Origin of the sequence: Natrarchaeobius oligotrophus (genome assembly GCF_003841465.1) — an archaeon.
Classification (GTDB): domain Archaea; phylum Halobacteriota; class Halobacteria; order Halobacteriales; family Natrialbaceae; genus Natrarchaeobius; species Natrarchaeobius oligotrophus.
The window spans coordinates 37,707-56,715 of the sequence record NZ_REFZ01000012.1 but is presented as its reverse complement, the minus strand read 5'-3'; the positions used below and the strand labels follow the sequence as shown (position 1 = coordinate 56,715).

General features: G+C 64.2%; 21 protein-coding genes. 10 read left to right on the top strand and 11 right to left on the bottom strand.

All coding sequences use genetic code 11. The annotated features are described in order from the left end of the window. Positions 1–137: 137 nt before the first annotated feature. Positions 138–1,163, top strand: a complete 1,026-nt coding sequence (locus EA472_RS15970) for a hypothetical protein (RefSeq protein ID WP_124192512.1) — start codon at positions 138–140, stop codon at positions 1,161–1,163. Between the two features lie 68 nt (positions 1,164–1,231). Next, entirely contained in the window at positions 1,232–2,269 is a 1,038-nt protein-coding gene (locus EA472_RS15965; protein WP_124192511.1) for a hypothetical protein, read from the top strand. A 39-nt stretch (positions 2,270–2,308) separates the two neighbouring features. Here EA472_RS15965 and ric read toward each other — a convergent pair whose 3' ends face one another. Then, entirely contained in the window at positions 2,309–3,046 is a 738-nt protein-coding gene (ric, locus tag EA472_RS15960) for an iron-sulfur cluster repair di-iron protein (protein ID WP_124192510.1), read from the bottom strand. A gap of 101 nt (positions 3,047–3,147) precedes the next feature. Between ric and EA472_RS15955 the strand changes: the two genes are divergently transcribed. After that, entirely contained in the window at positions 3,148–3,645 is a 498-nt protein-coding gene (locus EA472_RS15955) for an ATP-binding protein (RefSeq protein WP_124192576.1), read from the top strand. A gap of 21 nt (positions 3,646–3,666) precedes the next feature. Here EA472_RS15955 and EA472_RS15950 read toward each other — a convergent pair whose 3' ends face one another. Beyond that, on the bottom strand, positions 3,667–4,698 hold the full coding sequence (locus EA472_RS15950) for a hypothetical protein (RefSeq protein WP_124192509.1): 1,032 nt from the start codon (positions 4,696–4,698) through the stop codon (positions 3,667–3,669). Between the two features lie 129 nt (positions 4,699–4,827). On the opposite strand from EA472_RS15950, the gene cofG reads away from it, so the two are divergent. Together cofG and EA472_RS15940 are read left to right on the top strand one after the other, a co-directional pair. After that, complete coding sequence (gene cofG, locus EA472_RS15945) at positions 4,828–6,012, top strand: 7,8-didemethyl-8-hydroxy-5-deazariboflavin synthase subunit CofG (RefSeq protein ID WP_124192508.1); 1,185 nt, start codon at positions 4,828–4,830, stop codon at positions 6,010–6,012. 246 nt (positions 6,013–6,258) lie between these two features. Beyond that, positions 6,259–6,798 (top strand): hypothetical protein, encoded by a 540-nt coding sequence (locus EA472_RS15940; RefSeq protein WP_124192507.1) that lies wholly within the window; start codon positions 6,259–6,261, stop codon positions 6,796–6,798. A 14-nt stretch (positions 6,799–6,812) separates the two neighbouring features. On the opposite strand, the gene EA472_RS15935 is transcribed toward EA472_RS15940, so the two are convergent. From EA472_RS15935 to EA472_RS22580, 3 genes are all read right to left on the bottom strand, one after another. Next, a complete protein-coding gene (locus EA472_RS15935) occupies positions 6,813–7,271 on the bottom strand; it encodes a hypothetical protein (protein ID WP_124192506.1) in 459 nt (152 codons plus the stop codon). 3 nt (positions 7,272–7,274) lie between these two features. Beyond that, positions 7,275–7,817, bottom strand: coding sequence for a DUF7342 family protein (locus tag EA472_RS15930; RefSeq protein ID WP_124192505.1), 543 nt, complete (start codon positions 7,815–7,817; stop codon positions 7,275–7,277). A gap of 265 nt (positions 7,818–8,082) precedes the next feature. Continuing rightward, positions 8,083–8,220 (bottom strand): hypothetical protein, encoded by a 138-nt coding sequence (locus EA472_RS22580; protein ID WP_165874917.1) that lies wholly within the window; start codon positions 8,218–8,220, stop codon positions 8,083–8,085. A gap of 60 nt (positions 8,221–8,280) precedes the next feature. Between EA472_RS22580 and EA472_RS15925 the strand changes: the two genes are divergently transcribed. Further along, positions 8,281–9,087, top strand: coding sequence for a hypothetical protein (locus EA472_RS15925; RefSeq protein ID WP_124192504.1), 807 nt, complete (start codon positions 8,281–8,283; stop codon positions 9,085–9,087). Positions 9,088–9,093: 6 nt separating this feature from the next. Here the strand turns inward: EA472_RS15925 and EA472_RS15920 are convergent, their stop codons facing one another. Continuing rightward, positions 9,094–9,354 carry a hypothetical protein gene (locus EA472_RS15920; protein ID WP_124192503.1) on the bottom strand — a complete coding sequence of 87 codons (261 nt, stop codon included), beginning with the start codon at positions 9,352–9,354 and terminating at the stop codon, positions 9,094–9,096. Between the two features lie 353 nt (positions 9,355–9,707). Continuing rightward, positions 9,708–11,087 (bottom strand): serine--tRNA ligase, encoded by a 1,380-nt coding sequence (gene serS, locus EA472_RS15915; RefSeq protein WP_124192502.1) that lies wholly within the window; start codon positions 11,085–11,087, stop codon positions 9,708–9,710. A gap of 135 nt (positions 11,088–11,222) precedes the next feature. Between serS and EA472_RS15910 the strand changes: the two genes are divergently transcribed. From EA472_RS15910 to EA472_RS15895, 4 genes are all read left to right on the top strand, one after another. Continuing rightward, positions 11,223–12,434, top strand: coding sequence for a potassium channel family protein (locus tag EA472_RS15910; RefSeq protein ID WP_124192501.1), 1,212 nt, complete (start codon positions 11,223–11,225; stop codon positions 12,432–12,434). A 207-nt stretch (positions 12,435–12,641) separates the two neighbouring features. Next, the gene (locus tag EA472_RS15905) at positions 12,642–13,853 is read left to right on the top strand and encodes a carboxylate--amine ligase (protein ID WP_124192500.1); all 1,212 of its coding nucleotides are present in this window, start codon (positions 12,642–12,644) and stop codon (positions 13,851–13,853) included. After that, positions 13,850–15,088: an antibiotic ABC transporter permease gene (locus tag EA472_RS15900; protein ID WP_124192499.1), complete on the top strand. Its 1,239-nt coding sequence runs from the start codon at positions 13,850–13,852 to the stop codon at positions 15,086–15,088. The genes EA472_RS15905 and EA472_RS15900 overlap by 4 nt, the downstream gene beginning before the upstream one ends. 329 nt (positions 15,089–15,417) lie before the next feature. Continuing rightward, positions 15,418–16,434: a GNAT family N-acetyltransferase gene (locus EA472_RS15895; protein WP_124192498.1), complete on the top strand. Its 1,017-nt coding sequence runs from the start codon at positions 15,418–15,420 to the stop codon at positions 16,432–16,434. Between the two features lie 10 nt (positions 16,435–16,444). On the opposite strand, the gene EA472_RS22575 is transcribed toward EA472_RS15895, so the two are convergent. From EA472_RS22575 to EA472_RS15880, 4 genes are all read right to left on the bottom strand, one after another. Then, positions 16,445–16,606, bottom strand: a complete 162-nt coding sequence (locus EA472_RS22575; protein ID WP_165874921.1) for a hypothetical protein — start codon at positions 16,604–16,606, stop codon at positions 16,445–16,447. Between the two features lie 103 nt (positions 16,607–16,709). After that, positions 16,710–17,582: a proline dehydrogenase family protein gene (locus EA472_RS15890; protein WP_124192497.1), complete on the bottom strand. Its 873-nt coding sequence runs from the start codon at positions 17,580–17,582 to the stop codon at positions 16,710–16,712. 115 nt (positions 17,583–17,697) lie between these two features. Next, positions 17,698–18,282 (bottom strand): magnesium transporter, encoded by a 585-nt coding sequence (locus EA472_RS15885; RefSeq protein WP_124192496.1) that lies wholly within the window; start codon positions 18,280–18,282, stop codon positions 17,698–17,700. Further along, positions 18,282–18,851 carry a magnesium transporter gene (locus EA472_RS15880; protein WP_124192495.1) on the bottom strand — a complete coding sequence of 190 codons (570 nt, stop codon included), beginning with the start codon at positions 18,849–18,851 and terminating at the stop codon, positions 18,282–18,284. Before EA472_RS15880 ends, EA472_RS15885 begins: the two co-directional genes overlap by 1 nt. Positions 18,852–19,009 lie beyond the last annotated feature (158 nt).

Below are 19,009 nucleotides of genomic sequence, written 5' to 3'. Positions count from 1 at the left end.
CGTTTCTCCGTCTGATCTCGCGGTATCCACCCCTGATTCGTGTTCCCCGTCGGATTGCACGTCGCGACCGTCGCCCCCGTACCCGTCGATCACCGGCTGTGGTATTTTACCCGTGAGCGTCGTTGTGTTTCCCGTCGATGAGCGACTCGGACTCGAGCGACGGATCGGACGACCAGGAGCGGCTCGAGGGACCGCGGTTGTGGGTGTTGCTCCAGGTAAACCGCTGGCTGTTCACGGCTACCATCCTGTTCGCCGTCTTCGCGATCCTCGTGGCTACGAGCTTTCTCGAACTGACGCCGCTTCGGGAGATCGTCGAGAATCAGGACGGTATCGAGTTCCTCTTTTCGGCGTTCATCGGAGCGATCATCACCGGCACCTCGATCGTCGTCACGATCAACCAGCTGGTGCTATCCCAGGAACTCGGCGCGGTCGGCCAGCAGCGAGACCGGATGCAGGACGCGATGGAGTTCCGACGGGACGTCGAGAGTACCATCACCGAGGACGCGAGCCCGCCCGAACCCGCGGCCTTCCTCTTCGAACTCGTCGACGGCGTCGAGGAACGTGCAAAGGAACTCGAGGCCGAGATGGAAGACGAACGCGACGAGGAGCTGCGCGAGAAGATCGCCGACTACGTCGACGACGCCACCGAAAACGCACGGAGCGTCAAAGACGACCTTCAGGACGCCCAGTTCGGCACGTTCGAGGTGATCTGGAACGCGCTGAACTTCAACTACTCGCGGAAGATCTACGACGCCCGCAAGATCCGGGCGGATCACGGCGACTCGCTTTCCGAGGAGGCAAGCGAGAAGATCGACCACACGATCGACACGTTACAGCTGTTCGGCCCGGCCCGCGAACACTTCAAGACGCTGTACTTCCAGTGGGAGCTGATCAACCTCTCGCGGGCGCTGTTGTACATCTCCGTGCCCGCGTTGACCGTGATGGCGATCATGATCATGTACGTCGACGGGAGCGCGCTCCCCGGCTCGACCCTCGGCGTCGACAACCTGGTCTGGATCACCAGCGCCGGGTTCGTCGTCGGCATCTCGCCGTTCGTCGTCTTCATCACCTACATCCTCCGCATCGCGACGGTCGCCAAACGGACGTTAGCGATGGGACCGTTCATCCTCCGGGAGTCCAAACGCGACGAGGACCTGGGCTGAACGGCTTCTCCGTCCGCAATCCTGCCATACCTATTTCCGGCCCACCGTGGTACCTTTCGGTTCGAGCGATGAGCGGCGACGGCTCCCAGCCACGCGACACGATGGCCGAGCGCAGCGAGGACCCGACCTGGAAGCACGAACTCCTGTTGAACGCGAACCGCTGGCTCGTCACCGTCGGGTTGATGGGGTTCGTCGCCGTCGGCCTTCTGGTCGTGAGCCAGCTCAGCCCCGTCTCGTTGCTCGCGTTGATGGACGAAAAAGAGCCCGTCCACACCCTCTTTCAGGCGCTCGTGACCGCGTTGATCACCGGCGTCACGCTCGTCGTCACGATCAACTCGCTGGTGCTTTCCCAGGAACTGGGTGCCGTCGAGGACCAGCGCGAGCGCCTCGAGGGCGCACTCGAGTTCCGCGAGACCGTCGAGTCGTCGATCGACGCGCCGATCAGCCCGCCGGAGCCATCCTCGTTCGTTCAGGCGATCATCGCCGCTTCCGAAGAGCGGGCACACGACTTTCGCGAGGCCGTCTCCGACGGTCACGACGAGGAGTTCGAAGAGCGCGTCGACGACTTCGTCGACAACCTCACGACCCACGCCGACTCGATCCGCGACGATCTGGAAGACGCCCAGTTCGGCACCTACGACGTCGTCAAGGCCGCGCTGGACTACAATTACTCCTGGAAGATCTTCCGCGCCCGCCGGATCGAGAACGCGCACGCGGACTCGTTCACCGACGAGACCCGCGAGGCCTACGACCAACTGCTCGAGTCGCTGAAGCTGTTCGGCCTCGCCCGCGAGCACTTCAAGACGCTGTACTTCCAGTGGGAGCTGATCAACCTCTCGCGGGCGATGATGTACGTCGCCGTGCCCGCACTGGTGGTCACGACGTCGATGCTGCTGTTTTTCGACGCGGACGCCGTTTCCGGAACGGTCCTCGGCATCGACGCCGTCGTCTGGATCGTCGTGCTGGCGTCGACGGTCGCCGTCGCCCCGTTTCTCCTGTTGATCGCGTTCGTCCTGCGGATCGCCACGATGGCCAAACGGACGCTCGCGATCGGGCCGTTCATCCTCCGCGACTCGAGCCGTGGCGAAGAGATCGACTGGGAATGATTCGTTCTCGTCGGACTCGAACGACCGAACGACCGACGGTCAGTCGAGCAGCGCCTCCGCGCGCGGGAAGAGCACGTTGTTCTCCCGGTGGACGTGCAGGTGCGTGTTGCGCTCGAGCCGTTCGAGTCGCTCGAGCATGCTGCGGTAGCTCCCGCAGGCACCCTCGGGAACCGCGTAGCCGTCGGTCAGGTCGACGATGCGCTCGAGCGCGGCCGCCGTCTCGTCGTGGTCGGTCTCGAGGGCGTCGATCTCTCCGCGGAGGCGAGACTCCTCCGCGTCGGTCAGCGGGCGGCCGGCGTCGACCTTCTTTATCAGCGGGAACGCGTCGACCTCCTCGTCGACGATGTGTTCCGACAGCTCCGCGGCGAGGTCGTCGACCGTCGTTTCGAGATCCCGAAGCTCGGGGTGACTCTCGCCGTGGACCCGGGCGACCTTCTCGACGAGCGCCCGAAGCTCCGGCAACTCGTCGCGGAGGTATCCGTGGTGATCCCGGACGATCAGGTTCGCGAGCTCGGTGAGCGAGTTCCAGTCCGGATCGCGGCTCGCCGCGTTCTCAGCCGAGAGCTCGCCAGCGACTCCGCCGTCCCCCCTCGCGCGCTCGAGCCGTTCGAGGACGAACTCGAGGTCGAGGTCGGCCTCGTCGCAAGCGTCGGCGAGCGAACGGTCGCCGCCGCAACAGTAATCGAGCCCGAGGGACTCGAACGCCCGAGCGTACGCGAGGTCGGTTTCGACGAGCGTCGCGAGTTCGGCGTCGGGATCGATTGCGGTCGATTGCATACTCGATCGGTGGACGCCGCGGGGAATGGGAATCGCCCCGAACATGTTCCTGGTGGATCGGTTTGTCTCCGGTCCGTCGCGCTCTTTCCCGTCGCCGTGAAATCGAAATCCGACGACTGTTATACGATCGGCTTCTTCGGCAGACTAGTCCCGTGATCGTCGTCATCTGCGGTCCGCCCGGCGTCGGCAAAACCACCCTCACGGGAGCCGTTCGACGGCGGCTCGAGGACCGTGGGGTCGTCGTCCGGAGCGTTCACTCCGACTCGTTCTCGAGTCGGACCTACGAGCAGCTGTACGAGGCGGTCCGGACGGCGCCGGCGGACGCGCTCGTGTTGGTCGACGGCACCTTCTACCGCCGGGAGTGGCAGCGGCGGTTTCGCGACCTGCCCGACGTCCGCTTCGTTCGCGTCGTCGCCTCGCTCGAGACCTGCCTCGAGCGTAATCGAACCCGGGAGGATCCCATCGAAACCCAGGGCGTCCACGTGGTTCACCGCGAGTTCGAACCGCCCGCGGCGGACCTCGTCCTCGATACGGACGATCTCTCCGTCGAAGCGGCCACGGACCGCTTCGAGCGCGCGCTCGAGGAGTGGGGCGAGTAGTTCGCTCTCGGCTCGCCGGAGCTACGGTCCGAGCAGCGAGAGCTCGTCGGGCGTCCGATCCGGTCTCGCATCCTCCGGCAGGACGGTCCACTCGAGGTCGTCCTCGCCGGGCGTTGCGTCGGTGTCGAAGCCGGGGTCGTCGGCGGGCGCGTCCGGGCGGAACTCGGCCGGCGGTCCGCCGTGGGCGTAGACGCCCTCCGGGTGGTCGACCGTCCAGACGTGCATCATGCAGGGCGTCCGACACGGGAACTCGAGGTCGCGCTCTTCGAAGTCGCGCTCGTACACCTGTCGATAGTACCACCACGCGAACCGTCCCGGAAAGCCGGCGTGGTAGTGCCACGGCGAGCAGCGGTCCGCGTCGCCAGGAGGATGGTCGTGGTCCGGACCGTCGTGGTGGTCGTCGGAGTGGTGTTCTCCCTCCTCCATGTCGGTCGCGTACGCGACGTCGAGTTCGTCCTCGCCGGCGTCGCCGGATTCGTCGTCGGGACCGTCCTCGCTCCGGTCGCCGTCGTCGTTCCATTCGCTCCCATCGCCGTCGTCGTACACCGGCGGCGGCTCGACCGGTTCGCCGCCTCGCGTCGCGATGAACATCACGCCGATCGACCGCCAGGTGGCGTTGTCGACCAGCACCGACTCGGGACGATCCGGGTCGAGCACCTCTCCGTCGCCGATGTACTCGGGGCTCAGCCAGTGGGACCAGCCGTCCTCGTCGGCGACGTCGAACGCGTCGAAGTACGGCTTGAACCCCGCGTCGATCAGCGCGCCGGCGTCGGGGTAGCGTTCGGTCAGCGTCTCGTCGACCGCGGCGCGCAACTCCCGCGTGACCGGGTGATCGTCCGCGCATCCCTCCACGCTCGAGCCCGCGCAGTGGCCCATGCTCGGTTGGGTCGTCGCGTCCGGACAGCGACGGTCGCTCGAGGGTCCGACCTCGAGATCGCTCCAGCGACCCGCGCTCGCCTGCCCGGTGCCGACGACCGAGAGGGTGGTCGCCGCCGCCGACGCGCGCAGCAGACGTCGACGGGAGAGCCTCGAACTGTCGTCGTCTTCGTGCATCAGGCGTCCCACACCGACGATCGTTGTAAACCCCCGGTGACGTCGCGAGGAGGGGCGTCGGCTCCGCGTCGCGACCTCCGCTCGGACCGAAGTGAAGCCCTTATGTGCGGAGGGGCGACACTCCGAGGTATGATCCCCGGGGCCGACGAGTACGGCGTCGAGATCGCGATCGACGAGGCCGACGTCGAAGCGCTGCTGTCGGTCGACCCCGACGACGTCGACGCGCCGCCGTCGCTGACGTTCGCGCGCAACGTGTTCGTTCCCCTGACGACGGCGTGTCGGTACACCTGCACCTACTGCACCTACTTCGACCCGCCGGGGCGGGCCTCGCTGCTCTCGCTCGAGGAGGTTCGCGAGATCTGCCGCCGCGGAGCCGACGCCGGCTGTACGGAGGCGCTGTTTACGTTCGGCGACGATCCCGACGACCGCTACGCCGAGATCAACGTACAGCTCGCGGAGTGGGGCCACGACTCGATTCACACCTACCTGCGCGAGGCCTGCGAGGTCGCCCTGGCGGAGGGGCTGCTCCCCCACGCCAATCCCGGCGATCAGACTCGCGAGCAGATGGCCGCCGTCGCGGACGTCAACGCCAGTATGGGCGTGATGCTCGAGACGACCGCCGAGGTCGACGCCCACGCCGGCCCGCGCAGGAAGGAGCCGGGCCAGCGCCTGCGCACGATCCGGACCGCGGGCGAACTCGACGTCGCGTTCACCACCGGCATCCTCGTCGGCATCGGGGAGACCTGGCGCGACAGAGCAGAGAGCCTGCTCGCCATCGCCGAGATGCACGACCGCTACGATCACGTCCAGGAGGTGATCGTCCAGCCGGTGGTGAACAACGAGCGCTGGTCCGGCGGTTCGCCCGACCTCGAGACGATGCGCCGCGTGACGGCGATGGCCCGCGTCGCCCTCCCCGAGGAGGTGTCGGTGCAGGTTCCCCCCAACCTCGCGCCCGCTCGAGAGCTCATCGACTGCGGGGTGGACGACCTGGGCGGCGTCTCTCCCGTCACCGACGACCACGTCAATCCCGAGTACGCCTGGCCCGCCCTGCGGGAACTCGAGGAGATCGCCGCCTCGGCCGGCCTGCCCCTGCGCGAGCGGCTGCCCGTCTACGAGCGGTTCCTTCCGCCCGATCTGCGTCCCGATGACTTCGACGGCGTCCCGGCCGACGGGGCGGGTAGCGACGAACCGGACGACGCTGCGGCCGGCGAGCGCGAGTGGATCTCGCCGCCGATTCGCGAGGCGCTCTCGGCCGACGACGACGCGGGGCGACGGTACCGGCGCGTGCTCGAGTCGACCGAGCGAGGTGTCTGATCCGAACCGCGTCGCCGAATCGAGGGACGCCCGTCGAGACCGGCATCGGGTAGGTCGAGATGGCCGTCTCAGGTATCGTAACCGGTCGAGACAGTCGTCTCCGGTATCGTGACTCGATTGAGACGGTCGCCCTCAGTCTCGTAACCGGGCGAGACGGCCCTCTCGAGGTGATATTCGCTCGCCGTCCGCTTTTCGCCCCCACTCGTTAGGGACCGTCGCTATCCCCGTTGGGAACCAAGTTCTTCTATGAAACTCGCACACCTCCAGTCGCTCGAGGAGTTCGGAACGCGCTCGCTCGTCGTCCACGGTATCATGGTCGTCGCGTTCGCGAACGCGGTTCTGGCCGGTCTCTTCGTCGCGGGAGAACTCGGCCTCGTCTCGTTCGTCGCCTTGCTCAACTTCACGGCCGGTCTGTGGGTCGCCCACTCGATCCACTCGCTCGGAAACGTCGGCCCCGACGCCGAGTACCGGGGCGTGATCAACGAACTGCTCGAAACGGACGCCGGTCACGACGGCGGGTTCGACGCCGGCCGATTCGGTCGCCTGCTTGCGCTCGTCGCCGCCGTGACGGCCATCGCGCTCCTGACGTCGGCGCAGGTGCTCTCGGGGGCGATCTTCTCGATCGCCGTCGTCGCCGTCGGCGCGGTCGCGGTCGTGACCGCGATCGTCGGCTTCCTCATCGCGCTCGGTGCGGCGTACGACGACGCGGAGGCTGCGTCGATCGTCGACGTCGTCGGCACGCGGGAGTCCGCCGATTCCGACGGCGTTCCGGTCGGCGATCGGTAGCGCATCCGTACGAGCTACTCTTCGAGGCTCGAGCACTGGTACGTCGGCCGAACGTTCTCGAGGAGATCCTCGACGATTTCCCAGAGTATCAGAGAAGGAGTCTCGTGTTCGACTGTGATACCCCATCGGTCCGCTTCATCGGCGACCGAGTACTGAAAATGCGCTCGTCCGAGATCGGGATGGTCGTCGTCCTGGTGCCAGCCAGCGTGAAAGCCCGTGTTTGGGTCGGTGTAGTTGATACGGAACCAGTCGTGCGGTTCCTGTCGATACCACTTGACGGTCAGTTCCGGTGAATTCGGTCCTGTTGGTGGGTCAAGCCGATCCGGATCGAACATCGCTCGAAGGTGCCGGGCCTCAATATCGTCCGGGACGTACTCGACCGCCGTGATCTGTGGCACACGGTCGAGGACGTCCCGCTTCAGTTGCGCGTAAAGATTCGCGTTCGGATCGCCACCCGGGTGCGGAACGGACATCCGTTAGCTGCTGGCCTCAGCGGGCTCTGTCGTTGGAGCGAGGAAGTCCCATTCGCGGATGGCGAATCCGACGATCCGGATTCGCCGCTGAAGCTGCTCCCACTCGCGTGCGACCTCACGACGACGATCTTCTTCGGTGGCGTCGAGGGTATCGTCGGTGAGCGTCCCGCGAAGTTGATTCGGCGACTCGACGTCGAACGCGCCTTTCCACTCCCGGATCTGAGCCTTCATCTCGGCGAGGCGATCCGTGAGTTCCTCGACGGTGTACCCACCGTCCCGCAGACGCATCGCCTCCTGCAACGCTTGTCGACGGTAATCGGGGTAGTACGTGGTGTGAGTGCCGCTGTCGTCACGATGGAGAATCCCGTCGTCGACGAGCCGTTCGAGAACGCGCCTGGTCGGTTCGTGTGACCAGCCCGCTTCGGAGGCGATCCAGTTTGCCGTTCGTGGCTCCGACAGCTGCCGGGCGACCATTCGCACGCGATCTTCGCCGGTGGTCTGGCGTTCCCGACAGCCCTCGTCGGCGGTCGATTCGTCTCCGGTCATACGCTTCAGTTCGCACTCTCACTTAATATATATTGAGGTCTTTCGTCTTATACCGAACTATCGTTCTCGGTGTTCCAGCGACACGACCAACCGGAGCCAGCGCAAACGTGGGCCCGGATTTCGGCGACTCTTCCTCGAGGACGTGTGATCTTTCGTACGGTAAAGGGGGCCAGCACGGCACAAACTTCCAACTACGTGAAAATGAAAATACCGGGTGTATCGCGTTCTGATAACGAGAACTGTTCGCAACTACTCTCGTTCGACGTCACTCCCGCTCGCCGGAACCCAGCGCGCTCTCGCCGACCTTCTCGTGGCCCTCGATGAGCTCCTGGTCGTCCATGTACGGCCGTAGCGCCTCGGGGATCGTCACCGTGCCGTCCTCGTTCTGGTAGTTCCCAGACACAAAAATAAAATTAAACCTAATACTATAACGGAAATATTTATTCACTTATTTCGAATATTGTTGGGAGAAGGCATGAAGAGAAGAAGTGCGCTCAAGAGTATTGTTTCGATGGGTGTAGCAGGTAGTACATTCCCCGCAGCGGCTAGTGCTGGTAATGGCGAAAATAACGACATTCCAGAAGTGATATCGATTGAAGAAGTAAGCTCATCGCAGGTTGAGGTTCAAGGTGATAAGAAGCTGTCCCAAAATGAGCAGCTCTTCGAAGTCGAATTTGAAAATGAAAGTTTAATCGCGCGCGTTGTTGGTCATGATAGTTCCACCCAAGAGGGATTTTCTAAAGGGAAGGTGTATGTCCACAAAGATGAAGTTGATATTGACGATGTTGTCAAGCATAATGCACAGTCAATGGAAGTGATAGAGGACTACAACGTGATACAGACGACGGGTCCGCAATGCAGGTATGTCGGTGATAGTGATTGGGAGGACTACAATCACAGATTAGAGGGGGTTGACGTACTGTTTACCAGATCAATTGAAGGTATCGGATCAACGGCTGCGAGCGCTGCAGTAGCAGCGCTCCTAGGGGCAGCGGGGCTTAGTTGGCCAGTGACGGTATCAGCAGCGGTTATTGTGGGTGTCTGGATTGCGCTTAGCGGACCAAGGTATTACGTTGGTAACATGGATGTTGATAGAGGATGTATTTCTGATCGCTGTGGGTTTAGAACCATTGAACCTCGTTGGGGAGATGGAAGCGTGAAAAATCCGGACTGGAATGAGTTTGATACGCTTACCACCAATGAGCCACCGTATCCGACAGGACCATTGCCTGTTGAATCATTCGCGCCTGGTCATATCGGAAGCCCATAAACACGTCTAGCTTCGTCGTTTGCTTTCTTCTCTTGGAAGTGGCCACAGAACGCCGATAAAAAAACACAATGTCGCTGCAATAGTAACAAGTGCTCTCTCCGGTGGTGGCACAGCTAAAAATTGACCGATTCCAACGATTCCGGAAACTAATAGTGGTGCGAGTACCCACTGTGGAAGCTCTATCGAAAGAACTTCTTTCTTTTCTAAGAACAGTAAAAGAACTACTACCGCTAATATTGCAGTGAACGCTACTAGATAGCTGTTCATACCTGTTTTAATGCCTTATTGATGTTAAAATTTCTCCTTCTGGCGATCGTCTTCTCCTCATATCTGGTGGAATCCCATCATACAAGTGACTTCCATCTGATTAGTCAATCTGACGTAACAGATACGACGTTGCCGTCTTCACCGGCGTCAACTCACGTCGACTAATAGCACCACAAGCGGCTGATAGTTGTTAGATATACAATCATTATTCATATATTAGATTAGTTACACAAGTCGAAAATGTCAAATTTTTAATCTATTATCACACGATCGTGGATATACAAGAGATCTGGTTGGCTGCTATACACGCTACCGTTTGATTACGGAAATTGGTAGTACCAACCCGCTCGAGGTTACTCCCGCTTGCCGGCACCCAGCGCGCTCTCGCCGACCTTCTCGTGGCCCTCGATGAGCTCCTGGTCGTCCATGTACGGCCGTAGCGCCTCTGGGATCGTCACCGTGCCGTCCTCGTTCTGGTAGTACTCGAGGATCGCGACCATCACCCGGGGGAGCGCGAGCCCGGAGGCGTTCAGGGTGTGGAGGTACTCGGCGGACTCGTGGCGCTCGGGTCGGTAGCGCAGGCCGGCGCGGCGGGCCTGGAACTCCTCGAAGTTCGAGGCGGAAGAGACCTCGAGCCAGCGTCCGCCCTCCTCGGGACCGTCGTCCATGTCGTCTGCCGGGGCCCAGACCTCGATGTCGTACGTCTTGGCGGAGGCGAAGGTGAGGTCGCCGGTGCAGAGTTCGAGGATACGGTAGGGAAGGCCGAGTCGCCGGAGAACTTCCTCGGCTTCGTCGAGCAGTCCCTCGAGGCGGTCGTAGCTCTCCTCGGGGCGAACGAAGTTGACGAGTTCGACCTTGTTGAACTGGTGGACGCGGACGATGCCGCGGGTTTCGGTGCCGTGCTCGCCGGCCTCGCGGCGGAAGTTCGGCGTGTAGGCCTGGTGTTTCAGCGGCAGGTCGTCGTCGAGGAGGATGTCGCCCGCGTACATGTTGGTGACGGGAACCTCGGCCGTGGGACAGAGCCAGAGGTCCTCGTCGTCGTAGTCCTCGTCGTTGCTGTCGCCGAGGCGGTAGGCGTCGTCGGCGAACTTCGGCAGCTGTCCGGTGCCCCGCATGGACGCGCTCTTGACCGGAACCGGCGGGAAGAGGTCGACGTAGCCCTGCTCGCGGTGGACGTCCATCATGAACTGGATCAAGGCGTGCTCGAGGCGCGCGCCATCGCCCTTGAGGAAGTAAAAGCCCGCGCCGGTCGTCTTCGCGCCCCGTTCCTCGTCGATGATGTCCATCTCCTCGCCGAGCTCGTAGTGGGGGACGACTTCGCCGGGAAGCTCGCGCAGGTCGTCGAACCCCCAGCGCCGGTCTTCGACGTTGTGGCGCTCGTCGAGCCCCAGAGGAACGCTCTCGTGGGGTACCTGGGGCACCTCGAGCAGTCGCTCCTGAAGCTCCTCCTGGAGGTCGTCCGCTTCGGCTTCGACCTCCTCGATCTCGCCTTTGAGCTCCCGCGATTGCTCGATCGCTTGCTCGCGCTTTTCCTCGTTTCCTTCGGCGACGTACGTGCCGATCTGCTGGGTGATCTGGTTGCGTTCGTGGCGCAGTTCGTCGCCGCGGGCTTTCAGCTCCCGCCACCGCTCGTCGATCGCGAGAATTTCGTCGAGGTCGACGTCCGCCCCCCGGTTCTCGAGGGCGTCGCGTACCTCGTCGGGATTCTCTCGCAAGTAGGTCCGGTCGAGCATTGGCCGTGGCTTCTTTGCGCCCGGCCAAAACCGTGTCGGAAGCCGTCGTTCAGCGCGACTCGGCGGGCTCGCCCGCCGTCGATTCTCGCGCCGCGCGGGAAACGCTTTTTTCACCGGGGCGCACTCTTTCCGAGTATGGACCCGCTCGAGGGTGAAGCGTCGTCTGCATCGGTCGAGTACGAGCCGGTCAGCGTCAAGGACGTGCTCGTCGAGATGAAAGACACCGCGGAGCTGTTGATCGATCTCTCGTACTCCGCCGTGTTACACCGTAACGAGGATCTCGCACAGGAGGTGCTTCGCCTCGAGGAACGGATGAACGTCCTCGAGCTTCGCGCCCGGATGAGCCTGATGCTGGCCGCGCGCAACCCGGCCGACGCAGAACAGCTCGCGCCGGTGTTGGGGATCGTCGCGGCGGCCGACGACATCAGCGACGCCGCCGGCGACATCGCGAAGATCGTCCTCGAGGAGATGGGGCTTCCGGACGCGATGCGGGCGGCGCTTCCGGAGGCGGCCGAAACGCTCGTCCGCGTCGTCGTCGATCCGGACTCGTCGTACGCCGACCGCACCCTCGCCGACATCGACCTCGAGTCCGAGACCGGCGTCCGCGTGATCGCGCTGCGCCGCGGCGACGAGTGGTTGCTCAACCCCGGTCCGGAGACGACGGTCACGAGCGACGACGTCGCGCTCTTGCGCGGCCCCGAAGCCGCGATCGGCGACGTCTGCGAGACGCTCACCGGCGAGCCATACGAGTCGCCGTCGATCGACTCGCCCGGCGTTCCGGATCTCGAGCGCGCGGTCGACACGATCATTCACATGAAGAACCTCTCGGAACTGGCGGTCGATCTGGCCTACAGCAGCGTCCTGTTCGACAGCGCGGCCCTGGCCGAGGAGGTCCGAAACCTCGAGGTCGAAGTCGACGCCATGCAGTCGCGCTTCGAGGCGTGGACGCTTCGGGCGGCCGCCGACGCCGAGGAGCCGATCGCTCTCCGCGGGCTCATCCGGCTGGGCGTCAGTACGGAGGTGATAAGCGACGCGGCGATCGACATCAGCGAAGGCGTACTTCGGGACTTCGACGTCCACCCGGTCGTTCAACTCGCGGTCCAGGAGAGCGACGAGATCATCACCCGCGTCGAAATCGAGCCCGGGAGCGAACTCGACGGCACGACGATGACCGGCGGCGTACCTGACGTCGACTCGACGATGTCGGTGATCGCGATCCGGCGTCCCGACGAGGGCTGGATCCTGGTCGGAACCGCCGACGCCGAGTTGCGAGCCGGCGACGTCCTCATCTCGAAGGGGACCCGAACCGCCGCGGAGGCGTTCGACGCGCTCTCGACATCGTCGTAACGCGTTAGTTTCGCTCGGTAACGTGAGGTTCGCACGCCACAGGCGATCAATTACGTACCGCTCCGCTGTGGCTCGCCGCGCCGACTCGGACGGGTCCCGATCGATCTCGCCCGCCGAACGGCGGCGGTCGGAATAAGACGCAGTTACCGGTCGCCGTGAACCCATAGCGATTTTATACTTTTAGGTTCGGTCGATGGCGTCGTCGCTATGGACCCGGAGCCGCCGACGGTGCTGGTGCTCGACGGCGATTACGATACGTCCCTCGTGATCGCGAGGGAACTCACCGAGGACCTCGAGGCGACCATCGTCGGAGCCGGAACGATGCGCCACAGCAGGCTGTTGCGTTCGACGTACTGTGATTACACCGCCGTCGTGCCTCCGCCGGACGATCCGGCCCACGCCGACGCCGTGCTCGAGGTGATCCGTTCGTGTCGTCCGGGGGTCGTCCTCCCGGTCGGCTACGAATCGATGGCCAGCGTCGACTCGATTCGGTCGGCCGTTCCGGCCGACGTCTCGCTGTGTCTCCCGCCGTCGCCGTCGTTTCGGGTGGCGGTCGACAAACGCGCGACCCTCCAGCGGGCCCGAGAACTCGACATCGACGTCCCGACGGACTACACCGGACTGGTCGCCGACCTCGAGGCCGACGGTCGACCCGACGTCGGCGACCACCTGCCGTTTCCGGTGTTTCTCAAGGCGCGCAAGGAAAACGGCGCGGCGACGACGGCACCGGTCGACGATCCCGCGGCGTTCTGGTCTGCGTACGACCGCATCGCGGCCATCGCCCCGGAGAACGACGTGCTGGTTCAGGAGTACGTCGACGGCTCTCGCTCGACCTACGGCTGTGGGCTCCTCTGTTTCGACAACGAGGTCGCACTCGCGTGCGTCCACGAGGAGCTTCGCTCCGTTCCCCGTCACGGCGGAAGCGGTACCCACCTCCGTCTGTGTGACCAGCCGCGGCTCCAGCGCCACGCGACACGGTTGCTTCGGGAGGTCGGCTGGCACGGAGTCGCGCTGGTGGAGTTCAAACGCCGGCCCGACGGCACGTTCGTTCTGATGGAGATCAATCCCAAGTTCTGGGCGTCCTACGCGCTCGCGAGCAGGTTCGGCCACCGGTTCGCCTCGACGATCGTCGCCGACCGGCTCGATCTCGAGGTGGACGTCCCCGTCGGCTCGCCCGAATCCGGCCGCGAGATGGTCTTTCCCCTGCGGGAGCTGAAGTTCCGGCTCGAGAATCGAGACCGTGATTCGCTGCCGGAGTACCTCGCGACCGTCTGCAACCCCGGCGTCGCGTGGGACGTCGATCCGCGCGACGTCGGGGCCTGGTTGACGCCCCCGCCCGCCGTCGTCGAGAAGCTCCCGGCGATCGAGACCGGAGACTCGCGCGTGAACGCTCCCTCGGGGGGTGGAACGCACGGATGACTCTGGACGACGAATCGATCGATCGACTCCGTCGGAGTACCCTCGCGTACGCGAGCGAGCGCGAGTACACCGGCTGGGACTACGCCGACGGACTCAGCAGCGCGTTCGTCCGTTCGCTGCCGATCGAGAGCAAACTCGTCAACCTCGCCGTCCAGGAGACGATCAAACGGGCTCCCGTCAACCTCCGACCGCTGTTTCTCGTCGAGCAGCGCCGCAACTACAAGGGAGCCGCGCTGTTCGCCCTCGCCACCCTCGACCTGTACGAGCGATCGGGCGAGGATCGGTACGCGCGGGAGGGCCGATCGCTACTCGAGTGGCTGCTCGAGGCCCAAAACGACTGGTGTGCCGGCTTCGGTGGCGGCGGTCATCGCCATCCCCTGCAGGACCTCTCGAGCGACGGCGCGTCGACGCCGGGGGAGGTGTCGGGCGTGGTCTCGACGTCGTACGCGGTCAGGGCGCTGCTCCGGGGAAGCGACGCCCTCTCGGAGCCGCGGTACGCGGACGTCGCGCGCACTGCCAGCGACTTCCTCTTCGAGGACCTCGCGTACGAGGAGGTCGACGAGGGCGCGCGGATCAACTACACCGCCTCGAGGGACGGGTCGACCGACCGCGAGGCGTACACGCTCAACGCGAACGCGCTGGGCGCGCGATTGCTGCTCGATCTGTTCGATCGGTTTGGCGACCGACGGTTGCGCGAAGCGGCGACGGCCATCCTCGAGTACGTGGCCAGCAAGCAGACGGCTTCGGGTGGCTGGATGTACGCCGATCCGCCGACGGCGTCGCACCTCTCGATGGACAACTTCCACAACGGCTTCATCGTCGAATCGTTCCTGCGACACCGGGACGTCACCGGAGACGATCGGTTCGAACCGACGCTCGAGCGCGCTGCGACGTTCTACCGCGAGCGACTGTTCGACGACGACGGCGCGCCGCGGTGGGACGAGTCGAGCGCGTACCCGCGTGACGTCCACGCCGCCGCCCAGGGGATCGTCGTCTTCGCCGAGCTGGGTGATCTCGCCTTCGCTCGACGAATCATCGAGTGGACGAGGGACGCACTCTACGCGGGCGGCGGACAGTTTTACTACCAGCAGCGCCGGTGGTACACGAAGCGGTTCACGCTGATGCGGTGGTGCCAGGCGTGGATGTCCTACGCGCTCTCGCGGTATCTGCGCTGCCGGCGGCTCGGCGCGTCGGGAGAGGCGGCCGCTCGCCCGCGAGTTCCGTCCACGGAGTGAGCGCGAGCCGCCGCGGCGATTCGCCGCGAGCTTCGGTGGACGCCCACTGGAGGCCGATCGTCCGGCGCTGGGACGCGAATCGGCCGTCCGAGTGTGGTCGCTCGAGCCGGCGTTCGATCAGGTTGCTCGAGTCGTCCGTCGCTGTCCATTCGTCGAGTCCCTCGAGACCGGTTGCTCGAGAGTGCCGCTCGGTTTCCGAGCGAACGTCATTCGATGCGCCGGAACGCACCTGGGCCGGGCGGTGTTCGGCCGCTTTCTGTCCGGTACGTTCGTTGTACCTCTCGAAGCCAGTTCGTAATTATGTACGGCGATATCGAACCGAGGTGTAGATGGGGCCCGACGTTCGTCACGTAGAGAGCATCCAGGACGTGAACCGGAACCAGTGGAACAACGTCGTAGACCAGTCCGATCTCAGCTGCGTCTACCACCGATACGAGTGGCTTCGCGCCGTCGAGGAGGCGCTTTCACACGAACCCAGACACCTGCTCGTCGAAAAGAGCGGCAATCCGATCGCGGCGTTTCCCAACTTCGTGACCGAACTCGGCCGGATCAATCGTCTGAGTTCGATCAGACCGGGATACGGCGGACCGATCGCCATGACCGACGAGGAGACCTCACTCGAGTTGCTCCTCGACGCTGTCGGTGATCTCTGTACCGGACGGATCCTGTTCAACGAGCTTCGGACGTACGACCAGAACTACGTCCGCTACCACGAGCTCCTCGAGCAGCGGGGGTACCGGCCGACGATCCTCTCGTGTCGATTCACGCTCGACCTCTCTCTGGGCTGGGACGAACTGTTCGCGGAGATGGACGGCGAACGACGCCGCGGAATCCGGCGGGGCCACGAGTACGACTTCGAGGTCGTCGAGGAGTCGCTCACCGACGGGACCCTCGAGACGTTCTACGCGGATTACGCGACGGTGACCGATCGGGTCGGTCTCCCGACGCTCCCGCGGTCGTTTTTCGACGAACTGCGGGAGTTTAGCGACCGCGTAACCGTGTTTTCGCTGCGGGTGAACGGTGAGACGCGAGGAATGTACATGTACCTCCGCGACGAGGAGCAGTCGACGCTTCAGCACCTCTTTACGGCCGTCACGGAGGATCACTTCGAGTATCACGCGCCCGAGCTCCTCCACGAACACGCCATCAAGTGGGGGATCGACGAGGGGTACGAGACGTACGAACTCAGGGGATCGCCGCCGGATTTCAGAAACGGCGTCTTCCGGTTCAAGGAGTACTTCGGCGCGGAGACGATCCCGCTGCTGGTTTACGAACGGGGTTTCCCCTCGCCCGCGCTGCCGGTGTTGAACGCCGGCCGGTCGATCTCGCGTCGGCTCGAGTCGTAACTCGGGGCGTTCACTCCGCGACGTCTTCGTTTTCGATCGCCTCCGCTTCCGCGACGACGAAGCTCGCGAGCGTTCGCTTTCCGTGATCTCGAAGGAGGTGGCGCTCGAGCGGTTTCCCCTGGGTCATCGGCTCGTGACAGACTGGACATTCGACGGGTGGTCTCGTCGCCATACCGACGAGAGGGTCTTCGTCAGTAAAAGGGCGTAGCTGGCACGTTCTGCGTGGACCGTGAGCGATTTCGATCGGGCCCGAAGCGGGCGCTTCGTTCTCGCGCTCACCGCCGGGCAGCGATTCCCGACGCCGCCCGGTTCGTCGGTACCAGCGTCTCGCCGACGGCTCGAGCGGCGAAGCCGAGGTTACGTCGGGCGCGGTTGAACGCCCACCGCTTCCAGCGTGGGCCGTAGGGGACGAACTCCCGGACCTCGTACTCGTCGGCGAGCGTCCGCTGTGCCGTCGGTCGAACGCCCATCAGCATCTGAATCTCGAACGCCGTCTCGTGGCGGTCGCCCAGTTCCACCGCGTGCTCGAGCATCGCCGGGTCGTGCGTCGCGACCGCGATTCCGCCGTCCAGGCGATCGAACGCCTCCGACAGCAGGGCTCGGTACGCCCGGTCGCGACGGTCGGGATCCGTGTACGCGATGGGGTCGGGACGATCGTACGCGCCGCCTTTGACGAGGCGAACGCGGACGGGTTCGTCCGCCAGTCTCCGCAGGTCCGCCCGGCTTCGCTTCAGGTCGGCCTGGATGCAGACGCCGACGCCGCCGTACTCGCGCGCGAGGTCGACCGCGACCTCGAGCGTCGGCTCGACGGTCCAGTGTTCTTCCATGTCGAGCCAGACCGCGACGTCCCGGCCGGCTGCGCGTTCACAGATGTGCTCGAGCGAAGTTCGAAAGAGCGGCTCGCCGATCTCGAGGCCGAGCTGCGTCGGCTTGACCGAGACCGCGGGATCGCCGTCGAGACGTGCGAGCTCCTCGACGAGCATGACGTACTCGTCGGCGTCGGCGCGCACGCTCGAGAGGTCCCGGTGGTGCGAGCCGAGCCGGTTGAGCATCGCGTTTGGGCCGTCGCCGGACCGGCGACGAGCGTACTCGATCGCTTCGGCCGGCGTCTCGCCGGCGACGAACCGATTCGCGACGGGCGGCAGCATACGACGGTCGACGATCGGTCCGGTGTTAGTTAGGATGTCACTTCGGCGGCGTCCGGGAGTGGAACGCGTTCCGAAACGGACGACGGGAGGCCGACGACGAGCGGGGAGTTCTCGCCTAGAGTCCGAGAACGATCGCCGAGACGCCGATGAAGATCACCATGCCGAAGACGTCGACGACGTTCGTGACGATCGGAATCGTGGTGTCGTCGGGGTCGATCCCGAGGCGGTAGGAGCCGTAGGTCGCGGCGAAGCTGAAGACGACCGCGATCACCGCGACGGACATCCCGCTGACCAGCGAGATGAGAAGCAGCGTCGGCAGCGGAATGACCGATCCGATGAGCATTCCGAGCAGGTACGCGCCGAAGGCGAGCGCCGTGAAGATAGTTACCGCGAGCGCGAGAACGGCCCCGACGTTCGCCCACAGCTCGCGGTCGCTCGGATCGAGTTCCGTCGTTCCCAGGTGAAACCGGGTCGAGAGTCGCGAACTCAAGATCGCGCCGAGATTCCCGCCCATGTCGACCATCGTGGGCACCATCACTGCGAGGATAGCGTACTGCTCAAGCATCTCCTCGGCGTTCTCGAGGGTGATCCCCGCCCAGAGGACGATGATCGAGAGCACGACGAGCAGCGGGAACATGTTCCCGACGATCCGCTTCCAGTTCCAGGTTCCGAGCGAGCCCGCCGCGCTCGGAACGACCATCAGACCACCACCTCGACGAGCGTGATCGAAAGCAGCATGAACAGCATGCCGAAGATGTCGCCGAGCGTGGTGACGATCGGGCCGACGAGGTTGTCCGGATCGTAGCCGTACTTGTAACCGGCGAAGATCAGCGCGAGGAGGCCGAAGATGAGGACGACCGACGTCAACACGCCGGCGATCAGCATGATCCCGACGAGTTCGTACAGCGCCGCGACCTCCCAGCCCAGCAGTAACAGCGCGATCCAGGTGAGCACGCCGATGACGATGGAGATGCCGATTCCGTTGACGAACGACGCGAGCACCGCGTTGACGAGCCGATCGTCCCTACTAAATCGGGGTTCGATCAACCCCTGGTGGAGCCCGCTCGAGATTCGACCGCCGAGTGCCCCGTAGACGTTCCCTCGCGTCGCCAGAAAGACTGGAACCATCACGAGGAGACCGGGGAATCGCTGGACGCTTTCGACGATCCCCTCGAGAACCAGTCCGGCGAAGAGACCGCCGCCGAGTGCGATCAACAGGATCGGAAGCGTCTCGCGGTAGATCGACCAGAACTCACGCCGAACGCTCATACACGTGAATCACTCAGTCGGTTGTTAAGCTTACCGGGACTGAACGAGGCGTGATCGGTCCGGATCGATCGCCCCACCGCTTCGACGTCGTCGACGCGAAAAACGATTTTTACTTCCGAGACGACGGGCGTACTGTTCGATCGGTGACCTGTGTGCGA

Coding starts and splice junctions, on each gene's coding strand:
- EA472_RS15970 (WP_124192512.1), top strand. CDS start 138: ATGAGCGACTCGGACTCGAGCGACGGATCGGACGACCAGGAGCGGCTC.
- EA472_RS15965 (WP_124192511.1), top strand. CDS start 1,232: ATGAGCGGCGACGGCTCCCAGCCACGCGACACGATGGCCGAGCGCAGC.
- ric (WP_124192510.1), bottom strand. CDS start 3,046: ATGCAATCGACCGCAATCGATCCCGACGCCGAACTCGCGACGCTCGTC.
- EA472_RS15950 (WP_124192509.1), bottom strand. CDS start 4,698: ATGCACGAAGACGACGACAGTTCGAGGCTCTCCCGTCGACGTCTGCTG.
- cofG (WP_124192508.1), top strand. CDS start 4,828: ATGATCCCCGGGGCCGACGAGTACGGCGTCGAGATCGCGATCGACGAG.
- EA472_RS15940 (WP_124192507.1), top strand. CDS start 6,259: ATGAAACTCGCACACCTCCAGTCGCTCGAGGAGTTCGGAACGCGCTCG.
- EA472_RS15935 (WP_124192506.1), bottom strand. CDS start 7,271: ATGTCCGTTCCGCACCCGGGTGGCGATCCGAACGCGAATCTTTACGCG.
- EA472_RS15930 (WP_124192505.1), bottom strand. CDS start 7,817: ATGACCGGAGACGAATCGACCGCCGACGAGGGCTGTCGGGAACGCCAG.
- EA472_RS15920 (WP_124192503.1), bottom strand. CDS start 9,354: ATGAACAGCTATCTAGTAGCGTTCACTGCAATATTAGCGGTAGTAGTT.
- serS (WP_124192502.1), bottom strand. CDS start 11,087: ATGCTCGACCGGACCTACTTGCGAGAGAATCCCGACGAGGTACGCGAC.
- EA472_RS15910 (WP_124192501.1), top strand. CDS start 11,223: ATGGACCCGCTCGAGGGTGAAGCGTCGTCTGCATCGGTCGAGTACGAG.
- EA472_RS15905 (WP_124192500.1), top strand. CDS start 12,642: ATGGACCCGGAGCCGCCGACGGTGCTGGTGCTCGACGGCGATTACGAT.
- EA472_RS15900 (WP_124192499.1), top strand. CDS start 13,850: ATGACTCTGGACGACGAATCGATCGATCGACTCCGTCGGAGTACCCTC.
- EA472_RS15895 (WP_124192498.1), top strand. CDS start 15,418: ATGGGGCCCGACGTTCGTCACGTAGAGAGCATCCAGGACGTGAACCGG.
- EA472_RS22575 (WP_165874921.1), bottom strand. CDS start 16,606: ATGGCGACGAGACCACCCGTCGAATGTCCAGTCTGTCACGAGCCGATG.
- EA472_RS15890 (WP_124192497.1), bottom strand. CDS start 17,582: ATGCTGCCGCCCGTCGCGAATCGGTTCGTCGCCGGCGAGACGCCGGCC.
- EA472_RS15885 (WP_124192496.1), bottom strand. CDS start 18,282: ATGGTCGTTCCGAGCGCGGCGGGCTCGCTCGGAACCTGGAACTGGAAG.
- EA472_RS15880 (WP_124192495.1), bottom strand. CDS start 18,851: ATGAGCGTTCGGCGTGAGTTCTGGTCGATCTACCGCGAGACGCTTCCG.